The sequence below is a fragment of the Inquilinus sp. 2KB_23 genome, assembly GCF_052115705.1.
Taxonomy (GTDB): Bacteria; Pseudomonadota; Alphaproteobacteria; order DSM-16000; family Inquilinaceae; genus Inquilinus; species Inquilinus ginsengisoli_A.
In genome coordinates, this window is record NZ_JBFRHF010000005.1 from 165,878 (window position 1) to 185,587 (window position 19,710).

At 70.3% G+C, this 19,710-nt stretch carries 19 protein-coding genes; 9 read left to right on the forward strand and 10 right to left on the reverse strand.

Annotated features, from left to right (window positions below):
• Positions 1-2: 2 nt before the first annotated feature.
• Genes AB4112_RS08575 through rnd form a run of 3 tightly spaced genes read right to left on the reverse strand, consistent with a single transcriptional unit; the run spans position 3 to position 2,772 of the window.
• On the reverse strand, positions 3-641 hold the full coding sequence (locus AB4112_RS08575; protein WP_441718555.1) for a glutathione S-transferase family protein: 639 nt from the start codon (positions 639-641) through the stop codon (positions 3-5).
• Entirely contained in the window at positions 638-1,612 is a 975-nt protein-coding gene (locus tag AB4112_RS08580) for a M23 family metallopeptidase (RefSeq protein ID WP_441718557.1), read from the reverse strand. The genes AB4112_RS08575 and AB4112_RS08580 overlap by 4 nt, the downstream gene beginning before the upstream one ends.
• Before the next feature lie 11 nt (positions 1,613-1,623).
• The gene (gene rnd, locus AB4112_RS08585) at positions 1,624-2,772 is read right to left on the reverse strand and encodes a ribonuclease D (RefSeq protein WP_309791579.1); all 1,149 of its coding nucleotides are present in this window, start codon (positions 2,770-2,772) and stop codon (positions 1,624-1,626) included.
• 180 nt (positions 2,773-2,952) lie between these two features.
• Here rnd and AB4112_RS08590 point away from each other — a divergent pair, with 180 nt between their 5' ends.
• Entirely contained in the window at positions 2,953-3,336 is a 384-nt protein-coding gene (locus tag AB4112_RS08590) for a hypothetical protein (protein ID WP_309791581.1), read from the forward strand.
• Between the two features lie 377 nt (positions 3,337-3,713).
• On the opposite strand, the gene AB4112_RS08595 is transcribed toward AB4112_RS08590, so the two are convergent.
• The 4 genes from AB4112_RS08595 to nadA all read right to left on the reverse strand — a co-directional run bounded on the left by AB4112_RS08595 (position 3,714) and on the right by nadA (position 8,482).
• Positions 3,714-4,883, reverse strand: a complete 1,170-nt coding sequence (locus AB4112_RS08595; protein ID WP_441718562.1) for an enolase C-terminal domain-like protein — start codon at positions 4,881-4,883, stop codon at positions 3,714-3,716.
• A gap of 67 nt (positions 4,884-4,950) precedes the next feature.
• Positions 4,951-5,802 (reverse strand): carboxylating nicotinate-nucleotide diphosphorylase, encoded by an 852-nt coding sequence (gene nadC / locus AB4112_RS08600; RefSeq protein WP_441718564.1) that lies wholly within the window; start codon positions 5,800-5,802, stop codon positions 4,951-4,953.
• Between the two features lie 11 nt (positions 5,803-5,813).
• Positions 5,814-7,478, reverse strand: coding sequence for an L-aspartate oxidase (locus tag AB4112_RS08605; RefSeq protein WP_441718567.1), 1,665 nt, complete (start codon positions 7,476-7,478; stop codon positions 5,814-5,816).
• Between the two features lie 5 nt (positions 7,479-7,483).
• Positions 7,484-8,482 (reverse strand): quinolinate synthase NadA, encoded by a 999-nt coding sequence (gene nadA / locus AB4112_RS08610; RefSeq protein WP_441718569.1) that lies wholly within the window; start codon positions 8,480-8,482, stop codon positions 7,484-7,486.
• Between the two features lie 224 nt (positions 8,483-8,706).
• On the opposite strand from nadA, the gene AB4112_RS08615 reads away from it, so the two are divergent.
• The 6 genes from AB4112_RS08615 (at position 8,707) to AB4112_RS08640 (ending at position 12,970) form a co-directional block, all read left to right on the forward strand.
• Complete coding sequence (locus AB4112_RS08615) at positions 8,707-9,657, forward strand: aldo/keto reductase (RefSeq protein ID WP_441718572.1); 951 nt, start codon at positions 8,707-8,709, stop codon at positions 9,655-9,657.
• Between the two features lie 197 nt (positions 9,658-9,854).
• On the forward strand, positions 9,855-10,418 hold the full coding sequence (locus tag AB4112_RS08620) for an amino acid ABC transporter substrate-binding protein (RefSeq protein WP_441718575.1): 564 nt from the start codon (positions 9,855-9,857) through the stop codon (positions 10,416-10,418).
• On the forward strand, positions 10,418-10,762 hold the full coding sequence (locus AB4112_RS08625) for a hypothetical protein (RefSeq protein WP_441718579.1): 345 nt from the start codon (positions 10,418-10,420) through the stop codon (positions 10,760-10,762). The genes AB4112_RS08620 and AB4112_RS08625 overlap by 1 nt, the downstream gene beginning before the upstream one ends.
• Before the next feature lie 25 nt (positions 10,763-10,787).
• A complete protein-coding gene (locus tag AB4112_RS08630) occupies positions 10,788-11,522 on the forward strand; it encodes an amino acid ABC transporter permease (RefSeq protein ID WP_441718582.1) in 735 nt (244 codons plus the stop codon).
• A gap of 10 nt (positions 11,523-11,532) precedes the next feature.
• A complete protein-coding gene (locus AB4112_RS08635; RefSeq protein ID WP_441718585.1) occupies positions 11,533-12,231 on the forward strand; it encodes an amino acid ABC transporter permease in 699 nt (232 codons plus the stop codon).
• 10 nt (positions 12,232-12,241) lie between these two features.
• Complete coding sequence (locus tag AB4112_RS08640) at positions 12,242-12,970, forward strand: amino acid ABC transporter ATP-binding protein (protein WP_441718588.1); 729 nt, start codon at positions 12,242-12,244, stop codon at positions 12,968-12,970.
• A 13-nt stretch (positions 12,971-12,983) separates the two neighbouring features.
• Here the strand turns inward: AB4112_RS08640 and AB4112_RS08645 are convergent, their stop codons facing one another.
• Genes AB4112_RS08645 through AB4112_RS08655 form a run of 3 tightly spaced genes read right to left on the reverse strand, consistent with a single transcriptional unit; the run spans position 12,984 to position 15,949 of the window.
• A complete protein-coding gene (locus AB4112_RS08645; protein ID WP_441718591.1) occupies positions 12,984-13,427 on the reverse strand; it encodes a GNAT family N-acetyltransferase in 444 nt (147 codons plus the stop codon).
• Positions 13,424-14,380, reverse strand: coding sequence for an NUDIX hydrolase (locus AB4112_RS08650; protein ID WP_441718594.1), 957 nt, complete (start codon positions 14,378-14,380; stop codon positions 13,424-13,426). Before AB4112_RS08650 ends, AB4112_RS08645 begins: the two co-directional genes overlap by 4 nt.
• Positions 14,381-14,425: 45 nt before the next feature.
• Positions 14,426-15,949, reverse strand: coding sequence for an alpha/beta hydrolase (locus AB4112_RS08655; RefSeq protein WP_441718597.1), 1,524 nt, complete (start codon positions 15,947-15,949; stop codon positions 14,426-14,428).
• Positions 15,950-16,087: 138 nt separating this feature from the next.
• Between AB4112_RS08655 and aspS the strand changes: the two genes are divergently transcribed.
• Positions 16,088-17,887: an aspartate--tRNA ligase gene (aspS, locus tag AB4112_RS08660; RefSeq protein ID WP_441718600.1), complete on the forward strand. Its 1,800-nt coding sequence runs from the start codon at positions 16,088-16,090 to the stop codon at positions 17,885-17,887.
• Positions 17,888-18,159: 272 nt separating this feature from the next.
• Entirely contained in the window at positions 18,160-19,683 is a 1,524-nt protein-coding gene (locus AB4112_RS08665; RefSeq protein ID WP_441718603.1) for an ABC transporter substrate-binding protein, read from the forward strand.
• Positions 19,684-19,710 lie beyond the last annotated feature (27 nt).

Consider the following 19,710-nt stretch of genomic DNA (forward strand, 5'->3'; position numbering starts at 1 on the left):
GGCTACTCCGGGCCGAGCACCGTCGCCGACGGCCGGGCGGCGAGGCGGTCCCACCAGGCTTCGAGCCGGTTGCGGCCGGCCATCAGGGCGCGGCCTTCCGGCGCCATCTTGAAATAGTCGAGGATCGGCGCGGCATGCAGGTCGGCGAGGCTGATCGCGTCGCCCAGCAGCCAGGGACCGTCGCCGAGGAATCCGGCCAGCACGTCGAGGCACAGTTCGGCCCGGGGCAGGGCGTTGGCGATCAGCGATTCGTCGGCCGGCGATCCGGTCGCCGGCTTCGACACCCGCTCGACATAGATGTCCCAGACCAGCGGGCGATAGGCATAGGCGTCGAGGATGCCGATGATCTGGGTCAGCCGGGCGCGGCCGCGGGCATCGGCCGGCTGCAGCGCGGGCCCGTCGAAGGCCTCGTCGACATAGCGGGTGATCGCCGCGGTCTCGTACAGGGCGAAGCCGTCATGCTCGAAGGCCGGGATGCGGCCGAAGGGGTGGCGCGGCAGATGGTCGGGCGGCGGCCCGCCGGGCGCGAAGATGTCGACCTCGACCAGGTCGAAGGCGACACCCTTCTCCTGCAGCACCATCAGCGCGGTGCGGACATAGGCGCTGTAGCGGGCGCCATACAGGATCGGCCGCGGGCTCACGGCACCACCAGGGTGCGCTCGGCCTCCGCCACCACGGCGCCGTTGCGCTCCAGCCGGTAGCGGCCGGTGTAGGTCCCCGGCTTCCAGCCCTGCGTCGCCGGGGGGCGCTTGCCGCTGAAGGCGAACCAGATGATCTTCGAGGCCGGCAGCGCCTTCTGGTCCTGATACGCCAGGGCGCCGTCGGGGCCGGCGATGGTGATGATCTGCACGTCGCCGGCCTGGACGCCGAAGCTCTCGGCCCAGAACACCAGCGGCGCCAGCCGCGAGCCCGTGATGTCGGAGTAGCGGCCGAGCCGGGCGGAATTGGCGTCGGCCGGGCCGGTGGCGAAGCCGGCGATCAGCGTCCCGGTGGCGATGTAGGGCACGTCGGCCGTCCACAGCGAATGCCGGGTGACGTTGCAGCCAGCGCCGGTCGGCTCGTCGGTGAAGGGGTCGATGCGCTGCTCGCCCTTCAGGATGCCGAAATGCAGGTGCGGGAACTCGGTGTCGCCGGACAGGCCGACCTGGCCCAGCGGCTGGCCGGCCTTCACCACATCGCCGGCGCGCACCTTCAGGCTGCCGCGCTTCATGTGGCCGTACAGCGTCTGCCAGCCATTGCCATGGTCGATGATCACGCCGTTGCCGGCCTCGCGCCCCTCGATCGCGGCCTTGCCGCGGTCGTCGACCGACACGTCCGGCTCGCCGTCGCGCACCCGCAGCACGGTGCCGTCGGCCGCCGCCACCACGGCGACGCCCCGCTGCATGGTGGCCAGGTCGGGCAGGCGGATGTCGGTGCCGTCATGGCCGTCATAGGTCAGCGGGCCGCAATGGAAATCGGCCCGGCCGGGGCCCGGATCGGCATCGACGTAGTTCTGGACGAAGCAGTCCTTGCCGACGGTGCAGGCGACCGGCCAGGAAAAGCGCGGCTCGTCCTGCGCCTGGGCGGCAGCGGGCGCGGCGAGAAGGAGAAGCCCGAACAGAGCACGCCGCATCGTCGCCACCCCTAGAGCGTGACCACCCGGATGCGCCGGCCCTGCACCGCCAGCGCGATGGCGCCGCGCTTCAGCGCCAGCGCATGGTCGCCGAACATGGCGCGGCGCCAGCCGTGCAGCGCCGGCACGTCGGCGTCGTCATCCATGGCGATGGCCTCGAGGTCGTCGCTGCCGGCGACCAGCTTCTGGGCCACGCCCTCATCCTCGCACTTCATCTTCAGCAGCACGCGCATCAGCTCGACCAGCGGCGCGATGCCGGGCGGCGTCGGCGGGCGCTGGGCCAGCTTCGGCGCGTCCTCGGGCGGGGTGGCCAGGCCGCGCTCGACCGCCGCGATCAGCCCCTGGCCCTGCCAGCCCTCGGCCATGTTGCGGCTCATGCCGCGGACCCGGGCCATGCCCTCGATGTCGCGCGGGCTGTGCGCCGCGATCTCCAGCAGCGCCTCGTCCTTCAGGATGCGGCCGCGCGGGATGTCGCGCTTCTGCGCCTCGCGTTCGCGCCAGGCCGCGACCTCGTGCAGGATCGCCAGGAACTTGGCCGAGGCGTTGCGCGGCTTCAGCCGCAGCCAGGCTTGGTCCGGCTCGGTGTGGTAGGTCTCCGGCGCGCAGAGGATCGCCATCTCCTCGTCGAGCCAGGATTCGCGGCCCGACTTGCCCAGTTGCTGGCGCAGCGCCTCATAGGCCGGCCGCAGATGGATCACATCGGCCAGGGCGTATTCGATCTGGCGCTCGGTCAGCGGCCGGTGCGACCAGTCGGTGAAGCGCGAGGACTTGTCGATCCGGGCGTTGGCCAGCTTGCCGACCAGGTTCTCGTAGCTGACCGATTCGCCGAAGCCGCAGACCATCGCCGCGACCTGGGTGTCGAACAGCGGCTTCGGCACCTGGCCGGTCAGGTGCACGAAGATCTCCACATCCTGGCGGGCGGAGTGGAAGACCTTCAGCACCTTGGGGTTGTTCACGAGGGTGAACAGCGGCGCCAGGTCGATGCCGGGGGCCAGCGGGTCGATCGCCACGGCCTCGTCCAGCCCGGCGATCTGCACCAGGCACAGCTTCGGCCAGAAGGTGTGCTCGCGCATGAACTCGGTGTCGATGGCGATGTACTCGGCGGCCATCATCCGGTCGCAGAAGGCGGCGAGCTCGTCGGAGGAGGTGATCAGTGTCATCCCCAGCGTTGTAGCGGATGAACCCCCCTGTTGCCGAGAAGTTTGCGCCCGATGCGTCAAACGAAATGATCGCGGCCGGCGCGTTCGGCTACGCTGGTCCGGCAGTTGGGCGGTTCCGAACCAGGCCATGGTTTCGCTACGGCCATCCCGGACGGTGCGCGGAGGTGGAGGAGGACAGCCATGACACGACCCCTGGCCGCAGCCGCGTTCGCCGTGATGCTGACCCTGCTGCCGGCCGCCGCCGCGACCGCAGAGCAGGCGGCGCCGACCCTGCTGCGGGTCGGCGACACCGGCATCCGCTGCAAGCGGGCGCCATGCCCCTGGCGCGGCGTGGTGCCGGTGAATGACGCGGGTGGCGCCGGCGCGGCCGACCCGGCCTATGTCGGCGAGGCGCCGCCGGTGATCGCCGCCCCGCCGGAGCTGCTGGACCGGGCTCAGGCGGAGATCCGGCGCGCCTGGGCGACGGGCGGCTGCCTCATGGTGCTCGGCCGGTTCGAACGCCGGGGCGCTGCGGCGACGCCGATCTTGTCGGTCGAGCGAATCGAAGGGCCGTGCGATCAATAGTTGAAGTCTATTGAATTCTCATTATCGCTCGGTGACGAGCCCGCAGTGGGAAGGGATCTTGCTTTCAGCATTGCGGGTTATCGCAATTTTATCGCTTTTGATTGGTGTTGTCTTGGCTCTCAGGGCTTAGTCTTCGGGAACGGGAGACTTTTTCGCAGGTGCTGTCTTTCTTGTTTCGATGCTGAGCTCCGCCATCACGGCTGGGCGCTCGCCCGGATCCTGGAGGATTCAGAAAACCGGCGATCGACGCTGCACCGGATGCGGGAAGAATTGCTGCGGGAGTTCATGAAACCACACTAAAGGCGGCCTCACTGCGGACGGGAATACGTTGACGCCCTGATTCGAAAGGGAGCCCGACTCACGCTGACGGCCGGCCGCTAGCCTTCGGCGTCGAGCAGGGTGCCGAACAGGCGGTGCAGCCCGGCCCGCCCTTCGAAGCCGATGCCGGGCCGGTCGGGCAGGGCGACGGACCCGTCGGTCACCACGGCATCGTCGGTCAGCCCGCCGAAGGGCTGGAAGCACAGCGGGTTGACCTCGGCGCCGCCCAGCCCCAGCGCGGCGGCCACGTGCAGGGTGAACAGGTGCCCGCCATGCGGCCAGAACGCGTGCCGTGGCCATCCGTCCGCGACCATGTGCTCGGCGATCTGCAGATAGCCCGGCAGGCCGTAGCAATGCACCGGGTCGAACAGCAGGATGTCGCGGTCGCGCCGCAGCCCGCCATGCCGGGCCAGCAGCCGGGCCTCGGCCACCGAGAACAGGGCCTCCCCGGCGGCGATCGGGCCGGGATACGCCGCCGCCACCTCGGCCTGGACCGGGAAATCGAGCGGGTCGCAGACATCCTCGAACCACCACAGCCCGAGCGGGGCCAGGGCGGCCGCGGCGGCCAGGGCGGATGCGCGGTCGTAGGCATTCATCGCGTCGACCGCCAGATGGCTAGGTGCTGCCAGCTGCGCCGTCGCCGCCTCGATGCGTCTCAGGTCCTGCGCCAGCCCGGCGGCGCCGATCTTGATCTTGGCCCTGGTGTAGCCGAGATCGGCCAGCCGGCGCATCTCGTCCGACAGGTGGGCGATATCGTCACTGGGGTAGGGGTAGCCGCCGCCGGCATAGACCGGCACGCGGTCCGGCACGGCGTCGGCCCGGCCAAGGCGGTCCGCCAGGAAGCGGTGCAGCGGCAGCCCGGCGATCTTCGCGGCGGCGTCCCAGACCGCCATGTCGAGCGTGCCGACCGCGACGCAGCGCTCGCCATGGCCGCCGGGCTTCTCCCCGGCCATCATCGCCGCCCAGGCCCGGAACGGGTCGAGATTGGTGTTGGCCGCGTCGGCAAATTCGGTCGCGGCCAGCAGCCGGGGGGCGAAGCGCTCGCGGATCAGGCCGCCCTGGGCGTAGCGGCCGACCGAGGCGAAGCCGTACCCGACCACCGGCCGGTCGTCGCGCACCACGTCGGTGATCACCGCGACCATGCTGGTGGTTAGGCCGCCGGGGGGCACGGCCGGGTCGGCATAGCGCGAGATCGCGACCGAACGCTCCCGGATGTCGATGATCCGCATCGGCCCGCCTCTGTCCCAGCGTCGCCGCCAGCCTAGCAACCGGCGGCGACGCTGTCGCCAGGGCCTCTCAGCCTTCCCAATCCAACCCGAGGTCGAGAATGGGGGCGCTGTGGGTGATCCAACCGGTGGAGATCAGGTCGACGCCGCTGGCCGCGATCGCCGGCACGGTCTCGACCGTGATTCGGCCGGAGGCTTCGGTCACCGCGCGGCCGGCGACCCGGCACACCGCCTCGCGCAGCTGGTCCGGCGTCATGTTGTCCAGCAGCACCGCGTCGATGCCCTCGGCCAGCGCCTCGTCGAGCTGGGCCAGGGTATCGACCTCGACCTCGATCTTGACGAGATGCCCGACCGCGGCGCGGGCCCGGGCGATCGCCGGCTGCACCCCGCCGGCCACGGCGACGTGGTTGTCCTTGATCAGCACCGCGTCATCCAGGCCGAAGCGGTGGTTGGCGCCGCCGCCGGCCCGCACCGCATGCTTCTCCAGCGCCCGCAGGCCGGGGGTGGTCTTGCGGGTGCAGACGATCCGCGCCTTGTGCGGCCGGGCCGCCGCAGCCAGCGTCGCCGTGGCGGTGGCGACGCCGGACAGGCGGCACAGCAGGTTCAGCGCCACCCGCTCCGCCGCCAGGATCGGCCGGGCCGGACCGCCGATCCGGATCACCGCGTCGCCCGGCCTGACCGGGCTGCCATCCGGCGTGAGGATGGCGACTGATATGGCGGTGTCGAGCAGGCGGAAGGCCAGGGCGGCGGCATCGGTGCCGGCCACCACGCCCGGCTGGCGCGCGGCGATCACGCCGGCCATGCGGGCATCGGCCGGGATCACCGCGACGCTGGTGATGTCGCCGGCGCGGCCAAGGTCTTCCAGCAGCGCGGCCCGCACGATCGGTTCGATCAGCAGGGTGGGGAGGGGGGCGAGATCCATGATCGGGGGCCTTAAAGGCTGGCGGCGCCGGACTGGGGCACGCCGTCGACGCCCTCCAGCACATCGGCGAGGGTGAGGAAGGAGGGGGCGGAGGCGGGGTCGGCGTCCGGCCGGTCGCGGCGGTACTGGGCGCCGCGGCTTTCCTGCCGGCGCAGCGCGGCCGCCGCGATCAGCAGCCCGACCAGGGCACGGTCGGCGGCGGGCGAGGAGCGGGACAGGGCCAGAGGGCGGAAGGCAGCAATCGCTTGGGTCAGACCGGCGCCGTCGCGGATCACGCCGACGTGACGGTCCATCAGGGCCCGCAGGGCGGGGACGGTTCCATCTTCCTTGTCCCCCCTCCCCTCGCGGGAGGGGGGTAGGGGGAGGGGGCTGCCGATCGAAGGGAACGGAGTCGGGAGAGCCAGAGCCGATGGGCCGGGTTGACTCGGCCGCAGGTCTTGCTGCGGGAACCCCCTCCCCCTAGCCCCCTCCCGCGAGGGGAGGGGGGACTCAAAGAGGGCTGGCCGCGCCGCCTCGCCACGAATGTCCTCGGCGATCCAGCCGGCGAAGGCCAGCGCCTCCAGCAGCGAGTTGCTGGCCAGGCGGTTGGCGCCGTGCAGCCCGGTTCCGGCCACCTCGCCGGCGGCCCACAGGCCGGGCACCGAGGTCCGGCCGTGGCCATCCACCGCGACGCCGCCCATGTGGTAATGCGCCGCCGGGCGGATCGGGATCGGCTGCCGAATGGGGTCGAGGCCGGCGGCGCGGCACAGCTCCCCGACCCGGGCGAAGCGCGCCAGCCGGTCGCCCAGGCCGCGGGCGTCGAGGAACACCGGCTCATCCGCCGCGACATGGCGCCAGATGGCCCGGGCGATAACGTCGCGCGGCGCCAAATCGCCCAGCGGATGCCCGGCCATCACCCGGCTGCCATCGGCCGTCACCAGGGTGGCGCCTTCGCCGCGCAGCGCCTCTGTCGCCAGCGGCATCGGATCGCGGCCGACCGCTATCGCTGTGGGGTGGAACTGGACGAATTCGAGGTCGCGCAGCACCGCGCCGACCCGGGCCGCCAGCGCCAGCCCGGCGCCGGTGGCGCCGAGCGGGTTGGTGGTGTGGGCATAGAGGCCGCCGACCCCGCCGGTGGCCAGCACCACCGCCCGGACCGGGATCGCGGCCGGCGCCCCGTCCGCCTGCACCCTCGCGCCGGTGATACCGAACTCGTCGCGCAGCAGGGCGGTGGCGCGGGCGTGGCGGATGGTGATCCAGGGTGCTGTCTCCGCCGCCCGGATCAGGGTGCGCAGCACCGCAGCACCGGTGCCGTCGCCGCCGACATGGACGATGCGGCGGCGGCCATGCGCGGCCTCGAGACCCAGGGCGAAGCCGCCGGTCTCGGTCCTGTCGAACGGCGTGCCGAGCCCGTCGAGCCAGGCGATGCAGCCGGGCGCCGCTTCGGTGACGCGCTTCGCCACCTCGGGGTCGCCCAGCCCGGCGGCCGCCGCCAGGGTGTCGGCGGCGTGCAGCGCCGGGTCGTCGTCGGGGCCGAGCGCCGCGGCGATGCCGCCCTGGGCCCAGCCGGTGGCGGCTTCGGCCCCGATCGGGGCGGCGGAGAGGAGCAGCACCGGCAGCGGCGCCAGCTTCAGCGCCGTGGCCAGGCCGGCGATGCCGGCGCCGATGACGACGATGCGGTCCTGCGGATGGGGCATGTCCATCACCGTACCGCCAGCATGCGTTCGACCGCCAGGCGCGCCCGGTCGGTGACGCCGGGGTCCAGCACCACCGCCTCGGTCATGGTCTCCAGCGCGCGGCGGATCTTCGGCAGGGTGATCCGCTTCATGTGCGGGCACAGGTTGCAGGGCCGGATGAAGTCGATCTCGGGGAACTGCACGGCGACGTTGTCGCTCATCGAGCATTCGGTCACCAGCACCACCCGGCCGGGCCGCTCGGTGGCGACGTAGTCGCTCATGGCCGCGGTCGACCCGGCGAAATCCGCCTCGGCCACCACCTCGGGCGGGCATTCCGGATGGACCAGCACGACCACGCCGGGGTGGGCGTCGCGCAACTGGCGGATGTCGCCCGGGGTGAACCGCTCATGCACTTCGCAGGCGCCCTGCCAGGCGATGATCCCGACCTTGGTCTGGGCCGCGACATTGGCGGCGAGATAGCCGTCCGGAATGAAGATGACGCGCGGCACGCCCAGGCTCTCCACCACCTTCACGGCGTTGCCCGAGGTGCAACAGATGTCGCTCTCGGCCTTCACCGCGGCCGAGGTGTTGACGTAGGTCACGACCGGCACCCCGGGATAGCGCTGCCGCAGCAGCCGCACATCCGAGGGCGTGATCGAGTCGGCCAGCGAGCAGCCGGCGGCGGAATCCGGGATCAGCACGGTCTTGGCCGGGTTCAGCAGCTTCGCGGTCTCGGCCATGAAGTGCACGCCGCACAACAGGATCACCGGGGCCTCGACCCGGGTCGCCTCGCGGGCCAGGGCCAGGCTGTCGCCGGTGATGTCGGCGACGCCGTGGAAGATCTCCGACGTCTGGTAGTTGTGGGCCAGGATCACGGCGTCGCGCTCGCGCTTCAGCCGCAGGATGGCGTCGATGTCGGGGGCGAAGCCCGGCCAGTCGAAGGCCGGGATGACGCCGGACAGCCGGCCATACAGCGGGGCCAGGCGCGCGGCGATGGCGGGGGTGTAGGCGAGGGAAGCGGTCATCGGTTCTACTCACTTGGAGAATTACGAAGACGGGCGCGGCCCCGAATCGGTGTCGCTTTAGTTACTCTAATTCTCAGAATAAGAAAATCAAGTGGCGACGAGACTCCTGTTGGCGAGAGCGGCCAGGGGTCTACATAGGACAGGGGCCGTCGCAGGCGTCCCCATGGAGTTTGGTGCGGGCGTCGAGCGGCGCCGCGCGGGCAAGCGATCGAAGGAGAGATCCCGTGGAATTGCGCAATCTCGGCCGGTCCGGCATCCGGGTCGGGCCGCTGGCCTTCGGCGGCAACGTGTTCGGCTGGACCGCGGACGAGGCGACCTCGTTCCGGCTGCTCGATGCCTTCGTCGATGCTGGGCTGAACCTGATCGACACCGCCGATTGCTATTCGTCCTGGGCGCCGGGCAACAAGGGCGGCGAATCCGAAACCATCATCGGCAACTGGCTGAAGCGCAGCGGCAAGCGCGACAAGGTGGTGGTCACCACCAAGGTCGGCTGGGAGATGCCGGGCCGGGTGCAGCGCAAGGACCTGTCGGGCGCCTGGATCCGCGAGGAGGTCGAGCATTCGCTGCGCCGGCTGCAGATCGACGTGATCGACCTGTACCAGTCGCATCACGACGACCTGGAGACGCCGCAGGAAGAGACGCTGGCGGCCCATGCCGAGCTGATCAAGGCCGGCAAGGTGCGGGCGATCGGCGCCTCGAACTTCTCGGCCGAGCGCTTCGCCTCCGCCTTGAAGCTGAGCGAGCAGGGCCTGCCGCGCTACGAGACGATGCAGCCGCGCTATAGCCTGATCGATCGTTCAGGCTATGAGGGCGCGTTGGAGGATCTGTGCCGGCGCGAGGAGATCGGCGTGATCACCTACTCCTCGCTCGGCTCCGGCTTCCTCAGCGGCAAATACCGCAGCGAGGCCGATCTGGCGAAGAGCGTCCGCGGCGGCGGCATGAAGGACCGCTTCAACGCCCGCAACCTCGGCGTCCTCGGCGCGCTGGACAAGGTGGCGGAGGCGCATGGCGTGCGCCCGGCCACGGTGGCGCTGGCCTGGCTGATCGCCCGGCCCGGCATCACCGCCCCGATCGCCAGCGCGACGACGCTGGAGCAGCTGGACGACCTTCTGGCGGCGACCCGGCTGACCCTGGCCGCCGACGAGATCCGGCTGCTGGACGAGGCCGGAAAGTAGAGACAGCCTCCCAAGTCGTCATTCCCCGCGAAAGCGGGAATCTCTTTCCGGTCGGTCCGCAGGAGATCCCCGCTTTCGCGGGGATGACGAAAAGGGAGCCTGGTGGGGATCTCTCCAACGGAACGCAACATTCGGTCGGCTCGCGGCCCGAACGATGCCATGCTTCCCCCAACGACCACGGTCAACCGGAGGAAGATATGCTCATCGGCAGGCTTGTCATCGCGCTCGGCGCCGCCGCGCTGCTGGCGCTTCCGGCCGGGGCGCAGGCGCTGGACGGCACCCTGAAGAAGATCCAGGAGACCGGCGAGATCACGCTCGGCGTCCGCGAATCATCGGTGCCCTTCTCCTACAACGACGAGAACCAGCAGCCGGTCGGCTATGCCATCGACATCTGCCTGAAGGTGGTCGATGCCATCAAGGCGGAGCTGAAGAGCGACCAGATCGCGGTCAAGATGCTCGCGGTGACCTCGGCGACGCGGATCCCGCTGATCGCCAACGGCACCATCGACCTTGAATGCGGCTCGACCACCAACAACCTCGACCGACAGAAGCAGGTCGCCTTCACCAACAGCCATTTCCTGACCGCCAGCCGCTTCGTCTCCAAGAAGGAGAACCACATCGCCACCATCGACGACCTCAAGGGCCGGACCGTGGTGTCGACCTCCGGCACCACCAACATCAAGCAGCTGACCGAGGTGAACGCCCAGCGCAGCCTCGGCGTCACCATCGTCCGGCCAAGGACCATGCCGAGGCCTTCCTGATGGTCGAGACCGACCGCGCCGCCGCCTTCGTCATGGACGACATCCTGCTGTCCAGCCTGGTCGCCAGCTCGAAGGACCCGGCCGCCTATGTGATTTCGGACGATGCGTTCTCGAAGCCGGAGCCCTACGGCATCATGCTGCGGCGCGACGATCCGGCCTTCAAGGCGGTGGTCGACAAGGCGACGGCCGCCCTCTACCAGAGCCCGGAGATCCTGGCGATCTACGACAAGTGGTTCGCCAAGCCGATCCCGCCCAAGGGGCTGACCCTGGCGGTGCCGCTCAATCCGGTGCTGAAGAAGGCGTTCGAGCACCCGAACGACAGCGGCGACCCGGCTGCCTACTGAACCGGCGCCGCGGGGGCCGGGCCGCATGGCCTACCACTGGAACTGGGGCATCCTGTGGGAGCTCTCGCCCGACGGGCAGGGCACCTATTTCGACATGCTGCTGGCCGGGCTGGCCTGGACCGTGATCACCGCGATCGGCGCCTGGGCCATCGCGGTGATCCTCGGCTCGGTGGTCGGGGCGCTGCGCAGCCTGCCGTCGAGATGGTTGCCGCGCCTGGGCACCGCCTATGTCGAGATCTTCCGCAACGTGCCGCTGCTGGTGCAGCTGTTCCTGTGGTTCTTCGTGCTGCCGGAGCTGCTGCCGAGGTCCTGGGGGCTGTGGCTGAAGCAGTTGCCGGACGCGCCGCTGTGGACCGCGATCTTCGGCATCGGCTTCTACATGTCGGCGCGGGTGGCAGAGCAGGTGCGCGCCGGCATCGCCGCCCTGCCGCCGGGCCAGCGCATGGCGGGCACCGCGCTGGGCCTGACCCTGCCGCAGACCTACCGCTACGTGCTGCTGCCGATGGCCTACCGCATCATCCTGCCGCCGCTGACCTCGGAGTTCCTGAACACGATCAAGAACACTTCGGTGGCGCTGACCATCGGGCTGATCGAGCTGACCGCCCAGGCTCGCGCCATGCAGGAATTCTCGTTCCAGGTGTTCGAGGCGTTCTCGGTGGCGACGCTACTGTACCTCCTGGTCAACGCCGTGGTGGTCTTCGCCATGCGCTGGCTGGAAGGGCGCGTCGCCGTGCCCGGCTACATCGTCTCGGGCCGGTAGGGGCGGGCCGATGTTCGAGAGCTTCGACTTCGGGGTGATCTGGCGGTCGCTGCCCTATCTGTTCCGCGAGGGCATGGTCTTCACCCTGACCCTGACCGGCCTCGCCACCGCCAGCGGCGTCGTGCTCGGCACCCTGCTGGCGATGTTGCGCCTGTCCGGCTTCACGCCCCTGGCCAGGATCGCCGCCGGCTACGTCAACCTGATGCGGTCGCTGCCGCTGGTGCTGGTGCTGTTCTGGTTCTACTTCCTGATGCCCTATGTCGGACAGTGGGTCACCGGCTCCGCGCGCCCGATGGCGGTCGGCGCGTCGCTGTCGGCGATCGTCACCTTCACCCTGTTCGAGGCGGCCTATTTCGCCGAGATCATGCGCGCCGGCATCCAGTCGATCCCGAAAGGCCAGGTCGCGGCCGCGCAGGCGCTGGGCATGACCTATTGGCAGGTGATGGGCTACATCGTCCTGCCGCAGGCCTTCCGCAACATGCTGCCGGTGCTGCTGACCCAGACCATCATCCTGTTCCAGGACACCTCGCTGGTCTATGTGCTGTCGATCACCGACTTCCTCGGCGCCGCCTCCAAGATCGCGCAGCGCGACGGCCGGCTGGTCGAGATGTACCTGTTCGCCGCCGCAATCTACTTCCTGGTCTCGTACCTGGCGTCGCGGCTGGTGAAGACTTTGCAGGCGCGTGTCGCCATCAATCGCGCGCCGTGAGGAGGGGCCGATGATCGAGATCAGCAAGCTCGGCAAATGGTATGGCGCCTTCCATGTGCTGAAGGACTGCACGACCAGCGTCGCCAAGGGCGAGGTGGTGGTGGTGTGCGGCCCCTCCGGCTCCGGCAAGTCGACCCTGATCAAATGCGTCAACGCGCTGGAGCCGTTCCAGCAGGGCGAGATCCGGGTCGATGGCGTGTCGCTGGGCGACAAGGCCACCAACCTGCCGCGGCTGCGCGCCCGGGTCGGCATGGTGTTCCAGCATTTCGAGCTGTTCCCGCATCTGCGCATCATCGAGAACCTGTGCCTGGCGCAGCAGAAGGTGCTGGGCCGCGGCCGCGACGAGGCGATGGCGCGCAGCGCCAGGCTGCTCGACCGGGTCGGGCTGACCGAACAGGCGGGCAAGTTCCCCGGCCAGCTCTCGGGCGGGCAGCAGCAGCGCGTGGCCATCGCCCGGGCGCTGGCGATGGACCCGATCGCCATGCTGTTCGACGAGCCGACCTCGGCGCTCGATCCGGAGATGATCAACGAGGTGCTGGACGTCATGGTGGCGCTGGCGCAGGAGGGCATGACGATGATGGTGGTGACCCATGAAATGGGCTTCGCCCGCCGGGTCGCCGATCGGGTGATCTTCATGGACAAGGGCGAGATCGTCGAGGACGCGGCCACCGAGGCGTTCTTCGGCAGCTCGCGCAGCGATCGGGCGCAGCTGTTCCTGTCGAAGATCCTGTCGCACTGAGCCTGGGTCGGCCTCAGAACCGGCGCGACAGGATGGTGCGGTCGGTGCCGGCGAAGCCGTGGCGCCGGTACAGGCGGGCGGCGCCGGGATTGCCGGCCTCGACCTCGAGATGCACCGCGTGCACGGCCTCCGCTCGCAGCAGCTCGGCCAGGATCTCGAGCACCGCGCCGCCATGGCCGCGGCCGCGATGGGCCGGCTCGATGTAGAGGTCGTCGATGAAGGCGTCGCGGCCGCCGAACTCGATGCTCCAGGACCAGGTGACCACGAGATAGCCGATCGGATCGCCGCCGGCCTCGATCATCCAGCCGGTGGCGAAGCGGGTGCCGGCGGCGATTTCGGCGATCGCCCGGCCTCCTCCCGGGCTCAGGGGATGGTTGTCCTCGTCGTGGAATGCGACGGCCATGGCCAGCAGCCGGTCATGGTCGGCCGGCACCAGCGGGCGCAGGGCGAGGGTCATGCCTGGCGCCGCGACAGGGGCAGCTTCACCCCCGGCTCGGGCTGCTCCTGCAGCACCTCGCGGCGGAAGCGGACCAGCCGGGCGGGGCGGCCGCCGGTGCCGCCGGCGACTTCGCCGGTCTCCTCGACCAGCCCTTGGCTGTCGACCAGGCGGCGGAAGTTCGGTGCGTGCAGGCGCAGGCCCGCCAACGCCTCGACCGTGCGCTGCAACTGCGACAGGGTGAAGGTCGGCGGCATCAGCTCGAACACCACCGGCCGGTACTTGATCTTGCCGCGCAGCCGGCCGATCGCGGTCGCCAGGATGCGGCGGTGGTCGGCCGCCATCGCCGCGCCGTCGGCCGCGGCCGGCACCGCCGCGCCGTGGCGTTGCGCCTCGGCGGCCAGGCCGGCCTCATACAGCAGCTCATAGCGCTCCAGCACCCGCTCCTCGCCCCAGGGCATGCCGCCCAGGCCGAAGGCGGTGCGCAGCCTGGCGTTGCGGCTGCGGCGCTCGGCCTCGGTCGTGGCCGCTGCCGCCCAGGCCGCCAGCCCGGGTTCGATCCGGTCCAGCAGGGCGGGGCGGCCGTCGCGCCGGTCCTCCCAGGGGAAGTGGCGGTACCAGTCGCTCCACAGGCTGTCGCCCCAGGCGGCCGACGCGGCCTCGCGCACCAGGGCGAGATAGCCGACCGACAGCATCCGGTCCGGTCCGGCCAGCTGCCGGTCGCGGTCGCCGAAGGTGTAGAGCTGCTCGACATAGCCCAGGCGCTGCCCGGTCTGCGTCTCGACCCAGGCGCGCAGCCCCAGCTCCAGCGTCCGGTGCTGCGGCTCCAGCGGGCCGGCCGGCAGGGCGTCGACCCCGTCCGCCCCCCGCAGCGCCAGCACCCGCGGCGTGTCCCCGGCGACGGCGACGACCACGGCCGAAAGATCGACCGTGACCCGGTCCTGGGCCGGCCTGGGCTGGGCCTTCGCGCTCATCGCTGGCGTCCGTGCGGGGTGTCGATTCTCATGCCGCCGAGATTATCACGGGCGCCGTGACGGCGGCTCGAAGATCGGCGGCGCGAGGCTGGTGAAGCACGCGTCGTCCGGGCGGCTGCCGGGGTCGTCGAGGAAGCGGTTCGCGATCCTGCGGGCGCAGGGCTGGCCGCGGATCAGAACGCCGTGGCCCTGTCCCGGAAAGACGTAGCTGTGGCCATTGGCCAGCCGTTTCGCAGCCGCCTCGGCCCGACCGGGCGGCGTGATCGGGTCGAACGCGCCGGAGATCAGCAGCGTCGGGATCGCGCTCGTGACAGGGGCGGCATCGCCGGCCGGGCTGCGCGCCACCGGCCAGGCAGCGCAGGCGCCGTCGCTTTGAGGATTCCAGACCTGATCGGCGAAGCGCGGATCCTGCGACCGGGCCCGATCGGCCCAATCGCTTTCCGTCGGCAGCAGGTCGGCGCAGATCACCGAGGCATAGACGTCGCTGGCGAGATCCTCCTGCTCGATTTCGGCGACGAGAACCTGCCAGGTCTTCATCGAGTCCAGCAGGCGCATGTTCCCGGCCTCGGCCTCGGCGACGAGCAGCGGCAGGAAGCGGGATCTCTCGGGGCTTCCCAGCATCTGGAAGGTGAGGTCGCGAAGGGCCCAGCCATCGATCCGCGCCATGACCGTCGGCTCATCGGGCACGGTGACCGGGGCGATCCGGGGGTGTGCGTCCAGTGCCGCCGCCAGCGCGAAGTAGCGCCGCTCCAGATCGGGAAAGGCCGCGTCGCAATCGGCATCGTCGCGGCAGGTGCCGACCAGGGCATCGAAGGCACTGCCCAGATCGGCCAAGTGGTCCCGGACGAGATTCGCTTCCGGCGGGGCCACGCCTTCGACGATGACCGACCGAATCCCCTCCGGATGATCCCGCATCACGGCGAGGGCAACGCGGGAGCCGAAGGACATGCCCCAGAGATTCCAGGCGGGATAGCCGAGGGCAAGGCGCAGATCCGCGACATCCGCGGCGATGGTCGCCGTGGTGATGTTGCCTGGGCCGTGTCCGCTGTCCCGGTAGCGGGCCCAGCATTCCTTGGCGCTGCGCCGCAGGTCCGCCAGCCACGCCGCCCGCGGCGGCTGCAGGTGGTCGACCGTGCGGTTGACGGCGTTGGGGTCGAGGGGAGAACAACCGCTCGGTAGGATCGGCGACGCGCCGACGCCGCGCTGGTCGAACAAGACCAGCCGCTGTCGGCCGAGCCATTCGCGGGATTTCACCATGCCTGCCCAGACCTTGAGATCCCCGGGGCCGAGATGGGTCGGCAGGCCGGGCCCGCCCTGGATGAACAGCAGCGGATCGGGCGCGAGGTCCTGCCCCGTCCGCCACAGCGTCGCCACCGCCAGGGCGATGCGCGGCCCGTCCGGGCGGGTGCGGTCCTCCAGCACCGTGACGGTGCCGCATTGCACCGCGATCCCCTCCGGCAGCGCCGTGCCGGCAGGGCAGTCCCGGGCGGTGAAGAATGGCGGCTGCGGCTCCTCCGCGACGGCGCCGGAGGCGGCGAGGACGAGCAGGAGGGAGAGGATCCGGCGCATGCCGCTCACGGGCCGTTGTCGAGGCGAAGCGGCAGCCATTCTGTCGAAGGAGGTCTGGGTTATCCAGCCGCGGCTTGACAGGCCGGCGCGTGGAGTGTCACTGACCGGCGTTTCATGCCCTGGTCCGAGAGCGCTCCCATGCACCCCTACCGCACCCACACCTGCGGCCAGCTCCGTCCCGAACAGGCTGGCCAGACCGTCCGCCTGTCCGGCTGGGTCCATCGCAAGCGCGACCATGGCAATCTGCTGTTCCTCGACCTGCGCGACCATTACGGCCTGACCCAGTGCGTGGTCGACACCGACAGCCCGCATTTCGCGGCGGCCGAGGCGGTGCGCGTCGAAAGCGTCGTCACCATCACCGGCACCGTGGTCAAGCGCAACACCGAGACCTCGAACGACAAGCTGCCGACCGGTGGCATCGAGGTGCGGATCGACGACTTCGTGCTGCAGTCGGCCGCCCAGGTGATCCCGCTGCAGGTCGCGTCCGACGAGGAGGCCGGCGAGGACACCCGTCTGCGCCACCGCTTCCTCGACCTGCGCCGCCAGAAGATGCAGCGCAACATCGTGCTGCGCAGCGAGGTCATCTCCTCGATCCGCCGCCGCATGATCGACCAGGGCTTCCGCGAATTCCAGACGCCGATCCTGACGGCGTCGAGCCCCGAGGGCGCGCGCGACTTCCTGGTGCCGGCGCGCCAGCATCCCGGCAAGTTCTACGCCCTGCCGCAGGCGCCGCAGCAGTTCAAGCAGCTGCTGATGGTGGCCGGCTTCGACCGCTACTTCCAGATCGCGCCCTGCTTCCGCGACGAGGACAGCCGCGCCGACCGTTCCCCGGGTGAGTTCTACCAGCTCGATTTCGAGATGAGCTACGTCACCCAGGAGGACGTGTTCCAGGCGATCGAGCCGGTGCTGCGCGGCGTGTTCGAGGAGTTCGCCGACTTCACCGGCACCAAGAAGGCCGTCACCGCCGGGCCGTTCCCGCGCATCCCCTATGCCGAGTCGATGCTGAAATACGGCAACGACAAGCCGGACCTGCGCAACCCGCTGGTGATCTGCGACGTCACCTCGGTCTTCGCCCGTGAGGACGTGACCTTCCGCGCCTTCAAGGGCGTGATCGAGAAGGGCGGCGTGGTACGCGCCATCCGGGCGCCTGCGGTGGGCGACCGCCCGCGCAGCTTCTTCGACAAGCTGAACGGCTGGGCGCAGGAGCAGGGGGCGCCGGGCCTCGGCTATGTGCTGTTCGAGGCCGGGGCCGGCAAGGGCCCGATCGCCAAGTTCCTGCCGGAGGAGGCCCAGGCCGCCCTGCGCGCGGCGGCCGGCGCCGCCGACGGCGACGCGGTGTTCTTCATCGCCGACCTGCCGGCCGCGGCCGCCAAGATGGCCGGCTTCGCCCGCACCCGGATCGGCCAGGACATGGAGCTGATCGACGGCAACCGCTTCGAGTTCTGCTGGATCGTCGACTTCCCGATGTACGAGCTGAACGAGGAGACCGGGCAGATCGACTTCAGCCACAACCCGTTCTCGATGCCGCAGGGCGGGCTGGAGGCGCTGGAGACGCAGGACCCGCTGACCATCAACGCGTTCCAGTACGACATCGTCTGCAACGGCGTCGAGCTGTCCTCGGGCGCCATCCGGAACCACAAGCCGGAGATCATGATCAAGGCGTTCGAGATCGCCGGCTACGGCCGCAACGAGCTCGAGGCCAAGTTCGGCGGCATGCTGTCGGCCTTCCGTTTCGGCGCCCCGCCGCATGGCGGATCGGCCCCCGGCATCGACCGCATCGTCATGATGCTGGCGGACGAGCCGAACATCCGCGAGGTCATCGCCTTCCCGATGAACCAGCGCGCCGAGGACCTGCTGATGGGCGCCCCGGCCGAGGTCGATGCGGCCCGGCTGAAGGAGCTCTCGATCAAGCTCGATCTGCCGAAGAAGGCCGGCTGAGCCGCAGATCGGGGCTCGAGTCTCAGCATTTATTGTCATGCCACGGCTTGACCGTGGCATCCAGGGGCGGCCGGAGCAGTTCTTGGTGGCCCCTGGACTGCCCGGTCAAGCCGGGCAGTGACAATTGGGGGTGAGGCGGAAGCCGATAGGCGATCGCCGGTCGCCGCATCGGGTCGACTCGTCAGACAAGTGTGTTAGCCTGCATCCCTGGCCCGGCGCCGGGCGGTTCGTTCCGCCCTGCCGGCAGACCAAACAAGCAGGGAAGCACTCGAATGCTGGGATTTCGTGGGGGAGCCGTCATTGCGGCGCTCGTCGCCATGCATGTCATGGCATCGCCGGCCACCGCCGCCGGCATCCGGATCGGGATCGACGCCGACCCTGACATCCTGGACCCGGCGCAGGGCGGGTCCGTCTCCGGGCGCGAGATCTTCGCGGCCCTGTGCGACAAGCTGGTCACCGCCACCCCGGAGGGCGGGTTCGCCCCCCAGCTCGCCACCGGCTGGACCTGGTCTCCCGACAACAAGGTCCTCACCCTGGCATTGCGCGACGGCGTGGTGTTCCATGACGGCGAGCCGCTGGACGCGGCGGCGGTGAAGGCCAATCTCGAACGCTACCGTTCGGCCCCGGTCTCGCGCCGGAAGTCCGAGCTGAAGCCGATCGACAGCATCGCCGTCGTCGACCGCCTGACGTTGCAGATCACGCTGTCGCGGCCCTATGCGCCGCTGATCGCGGTGCTGTCCGACCGTGCCGGCATGATGCTGTCGCCGAAGGCCGTCGCCGCGGCGGGAGACGCCATCGGCCTGCACCCGGTCTGCGCCGGCCCGTTCCAGTTCGTCGAGCGGCGCCAGGGCGACCACATCCTGCTGAAGCGCTTCGACCGGTACTGGAACAAGGACGCGATCTTCCTCGACTCGGTCGAATACCTGCCGATCCCCGACGGCACCGTGCGGCTGCTCAACCTGCGCTCCGGCGACCTCGACATCGTCGAGCATGTGGCGCCGACCGACATCCCGTCGGTGCGCGACGACCCGGATGTGGCGCTGGTCCAGGCGCCGTCGCTGGCCTACGATCTGATCACCTTCAACATCCATCACGGCGACCAGGCCAACAGCCCGATCGGGCAGAACGCCAAGGTGCGGCAGGCGCTGGAGCTGTCGCTGGACCGCGAGGCGATCAACGCCGTCGCCTATGACGGGCTGTTCACCCCGAGCAACCAGCCGGAAGGGCCGGGGACGCGGTTCTACGATCCCGGCCACCCGCTGCCGGCCCGCGACCTCGACAAGGCCAAGGCCCTGCTGGCCGAGGCGGGTGTGCCGAGCCCGTCCTTCACCCTGCTGGTGACCAACAACCCGGTCACCCAGCAGGTCGGGCAGATGATCCAGGCGATGGCGGGCGAGGCCGGCTTCGACATCAAGGTCCAGGCGCTGGAGGCGGCGGCCCTGGCCGCCAGCGCCAATGACGGCAACTACCAGGCGGCGATCGCGATCTGGAGCGGCCGGCCCGACCCGGACGCCAACATCGCGGCCTGGGCCGGCTGCGAGGCATTCCAGAACTGGGGCCGCTACTGCAACCCGGATTTCGACGGCATCCTGGCCCAGGCCCGCGAGACCACCGACGACGAGCGCCGGGCGACCCTGTACCGGCAGGCGGCCGGGGTCTTCCTGACCGATCTGCCGCAGATCGTGCTCTACCACTACACCTCGGTGTGGGGGATGCGCCGGGCGGTCACCGGCTTCACCGCCTATCCCGACGGGCTGATCCGCCTGCAGGGCGTGAAGATCGAAGCGGCCAAGTGAGGGGCGGCCCAGTGAGGGGCGACGCCG

Excerpts from the sequence above, each read along its gene's own strand:
- AB4112_RS08630 (WP_441718582.1), top strand. The coding sequence starts at position 10,788 with ATGGCCTACCACTGGAACTGGGGCATCCTGTGGGAGCTCTCGCCCGAC.
- rnd (WP_309791579.1), bottom strand. The coding sequence starts at position 2,772 with ATGACACTGATCACCTCCTCCGACGAGCTCGCCGCCTTCTGCGACCGG.
- AB4112_RS08605 (WP_441718567.1), bottom strand. The coding sequence starts at position 7,478 with ATGCCCCATCCGCAGGACCGCATCGTCGTCATCGGCGCCGGCATCGCC.
- nadA (WP_441718569.1), bottom strand. The coding sequence starts at position 8,482 with ATGACCGCTTCCCTCGCCTACACCCCCGCCATCGCCGCGCGCCTGGCC.
- AB4112_RS08655 (WP_441718597.1), bottom strand. The coding sequence starts at position 15,949 with ATGCGCCGGATCCTCTCCCTCCTGCTCGTCCTCGCCGCCTCCGGCGCC.
- nadC (WP_441718564.1), bottom strand. The coding sequence starts at position 5,802 with ATGGATCTCGCCCCCCTCCCCACCCTGCTGATCGAACCGATCGTGCGG.
- AB4112_RS08665 (WP_441718603.1), top strand. The coding sequence starts at position 18,160 with ATGCTGGGATTTCGTGGGGGAGCCGTCATTGCGGCGCTCGTCGCCATG.
- AB4112_RS08650 (WP_441718594.1), bottom strand. The coding sequence starts at position 14,380 with ATGAGCGCGAAGGCCCAGCCCAGGCCGGCCCAGGACCGGGTCACGGTC.
- AB4112_RS08635 (WP_441718585.1), top strand. The coding sequence starts at position 11,533 with ATGTTCGAGAGCTTCGACTTCGGGGTGATCTGGCGGTCGCTGCCCTAT.
- aspS (WP_441718600.1), top strand. The coding sequence starts at position 16,088 with ATGCACCCCTACCGCACCCACACCTGCGGCCAGCTCCGTCCCGAACAG.
- AB4112_RS08645 (WP_441718591.1), bottom strand. The coding sequence starts at position 13,427 with ATGACCCTCGCCCTGCGCCCGCTGGTGCCGGCCGACCATGACCGGCTG.
- AB4112_RS08590 (WP_309791581.1), top strand. The coding sequence starts at position 2,953 with ATGACACGACCCCTGGCCGCAGCCGCGTTCGCCGTGATGCTGACCCTG.
- AB4112_RS08640 (WP_441718588.1), top strand. The coding sequence starts at position 12,242 with ATGATCGAGATCAGCAAGCTCGGCAAATGGTATGGCGCCTTCCATGTG.
- AB4112_RS08595 (WP_441718562.1), bottom strand. The coding sequence starts at position 4,883 with ATGCGGATCATCGACATCCGGGAGCGTTCGGTCGCGATCTCGCGCTAT.
- AB4112_RS08625 (WP_441718579.1), top strand. The coding sequence starts at position 10,418 with ATGGTCGAGACCGACCGCGCCGCCGCCTTCGTCATGGACGACATCCTG.
- AB4112_RS08580 (WP_441718557.1), bottom strand. The coding sequence starts at position 1,612 with ATGCGGCGTGCTCTGTTCGGGCTTCTCCTTCTCGCCGCGCCCGCTGCC.
- AB4112_RS08620 (WP_441718575.1), top strand. The coding sequence starts at position 9,855 with ATGCTCATCGGCAGGCTTGTCATCGCGCTCGGCGCCGCCGCGCTGCTG.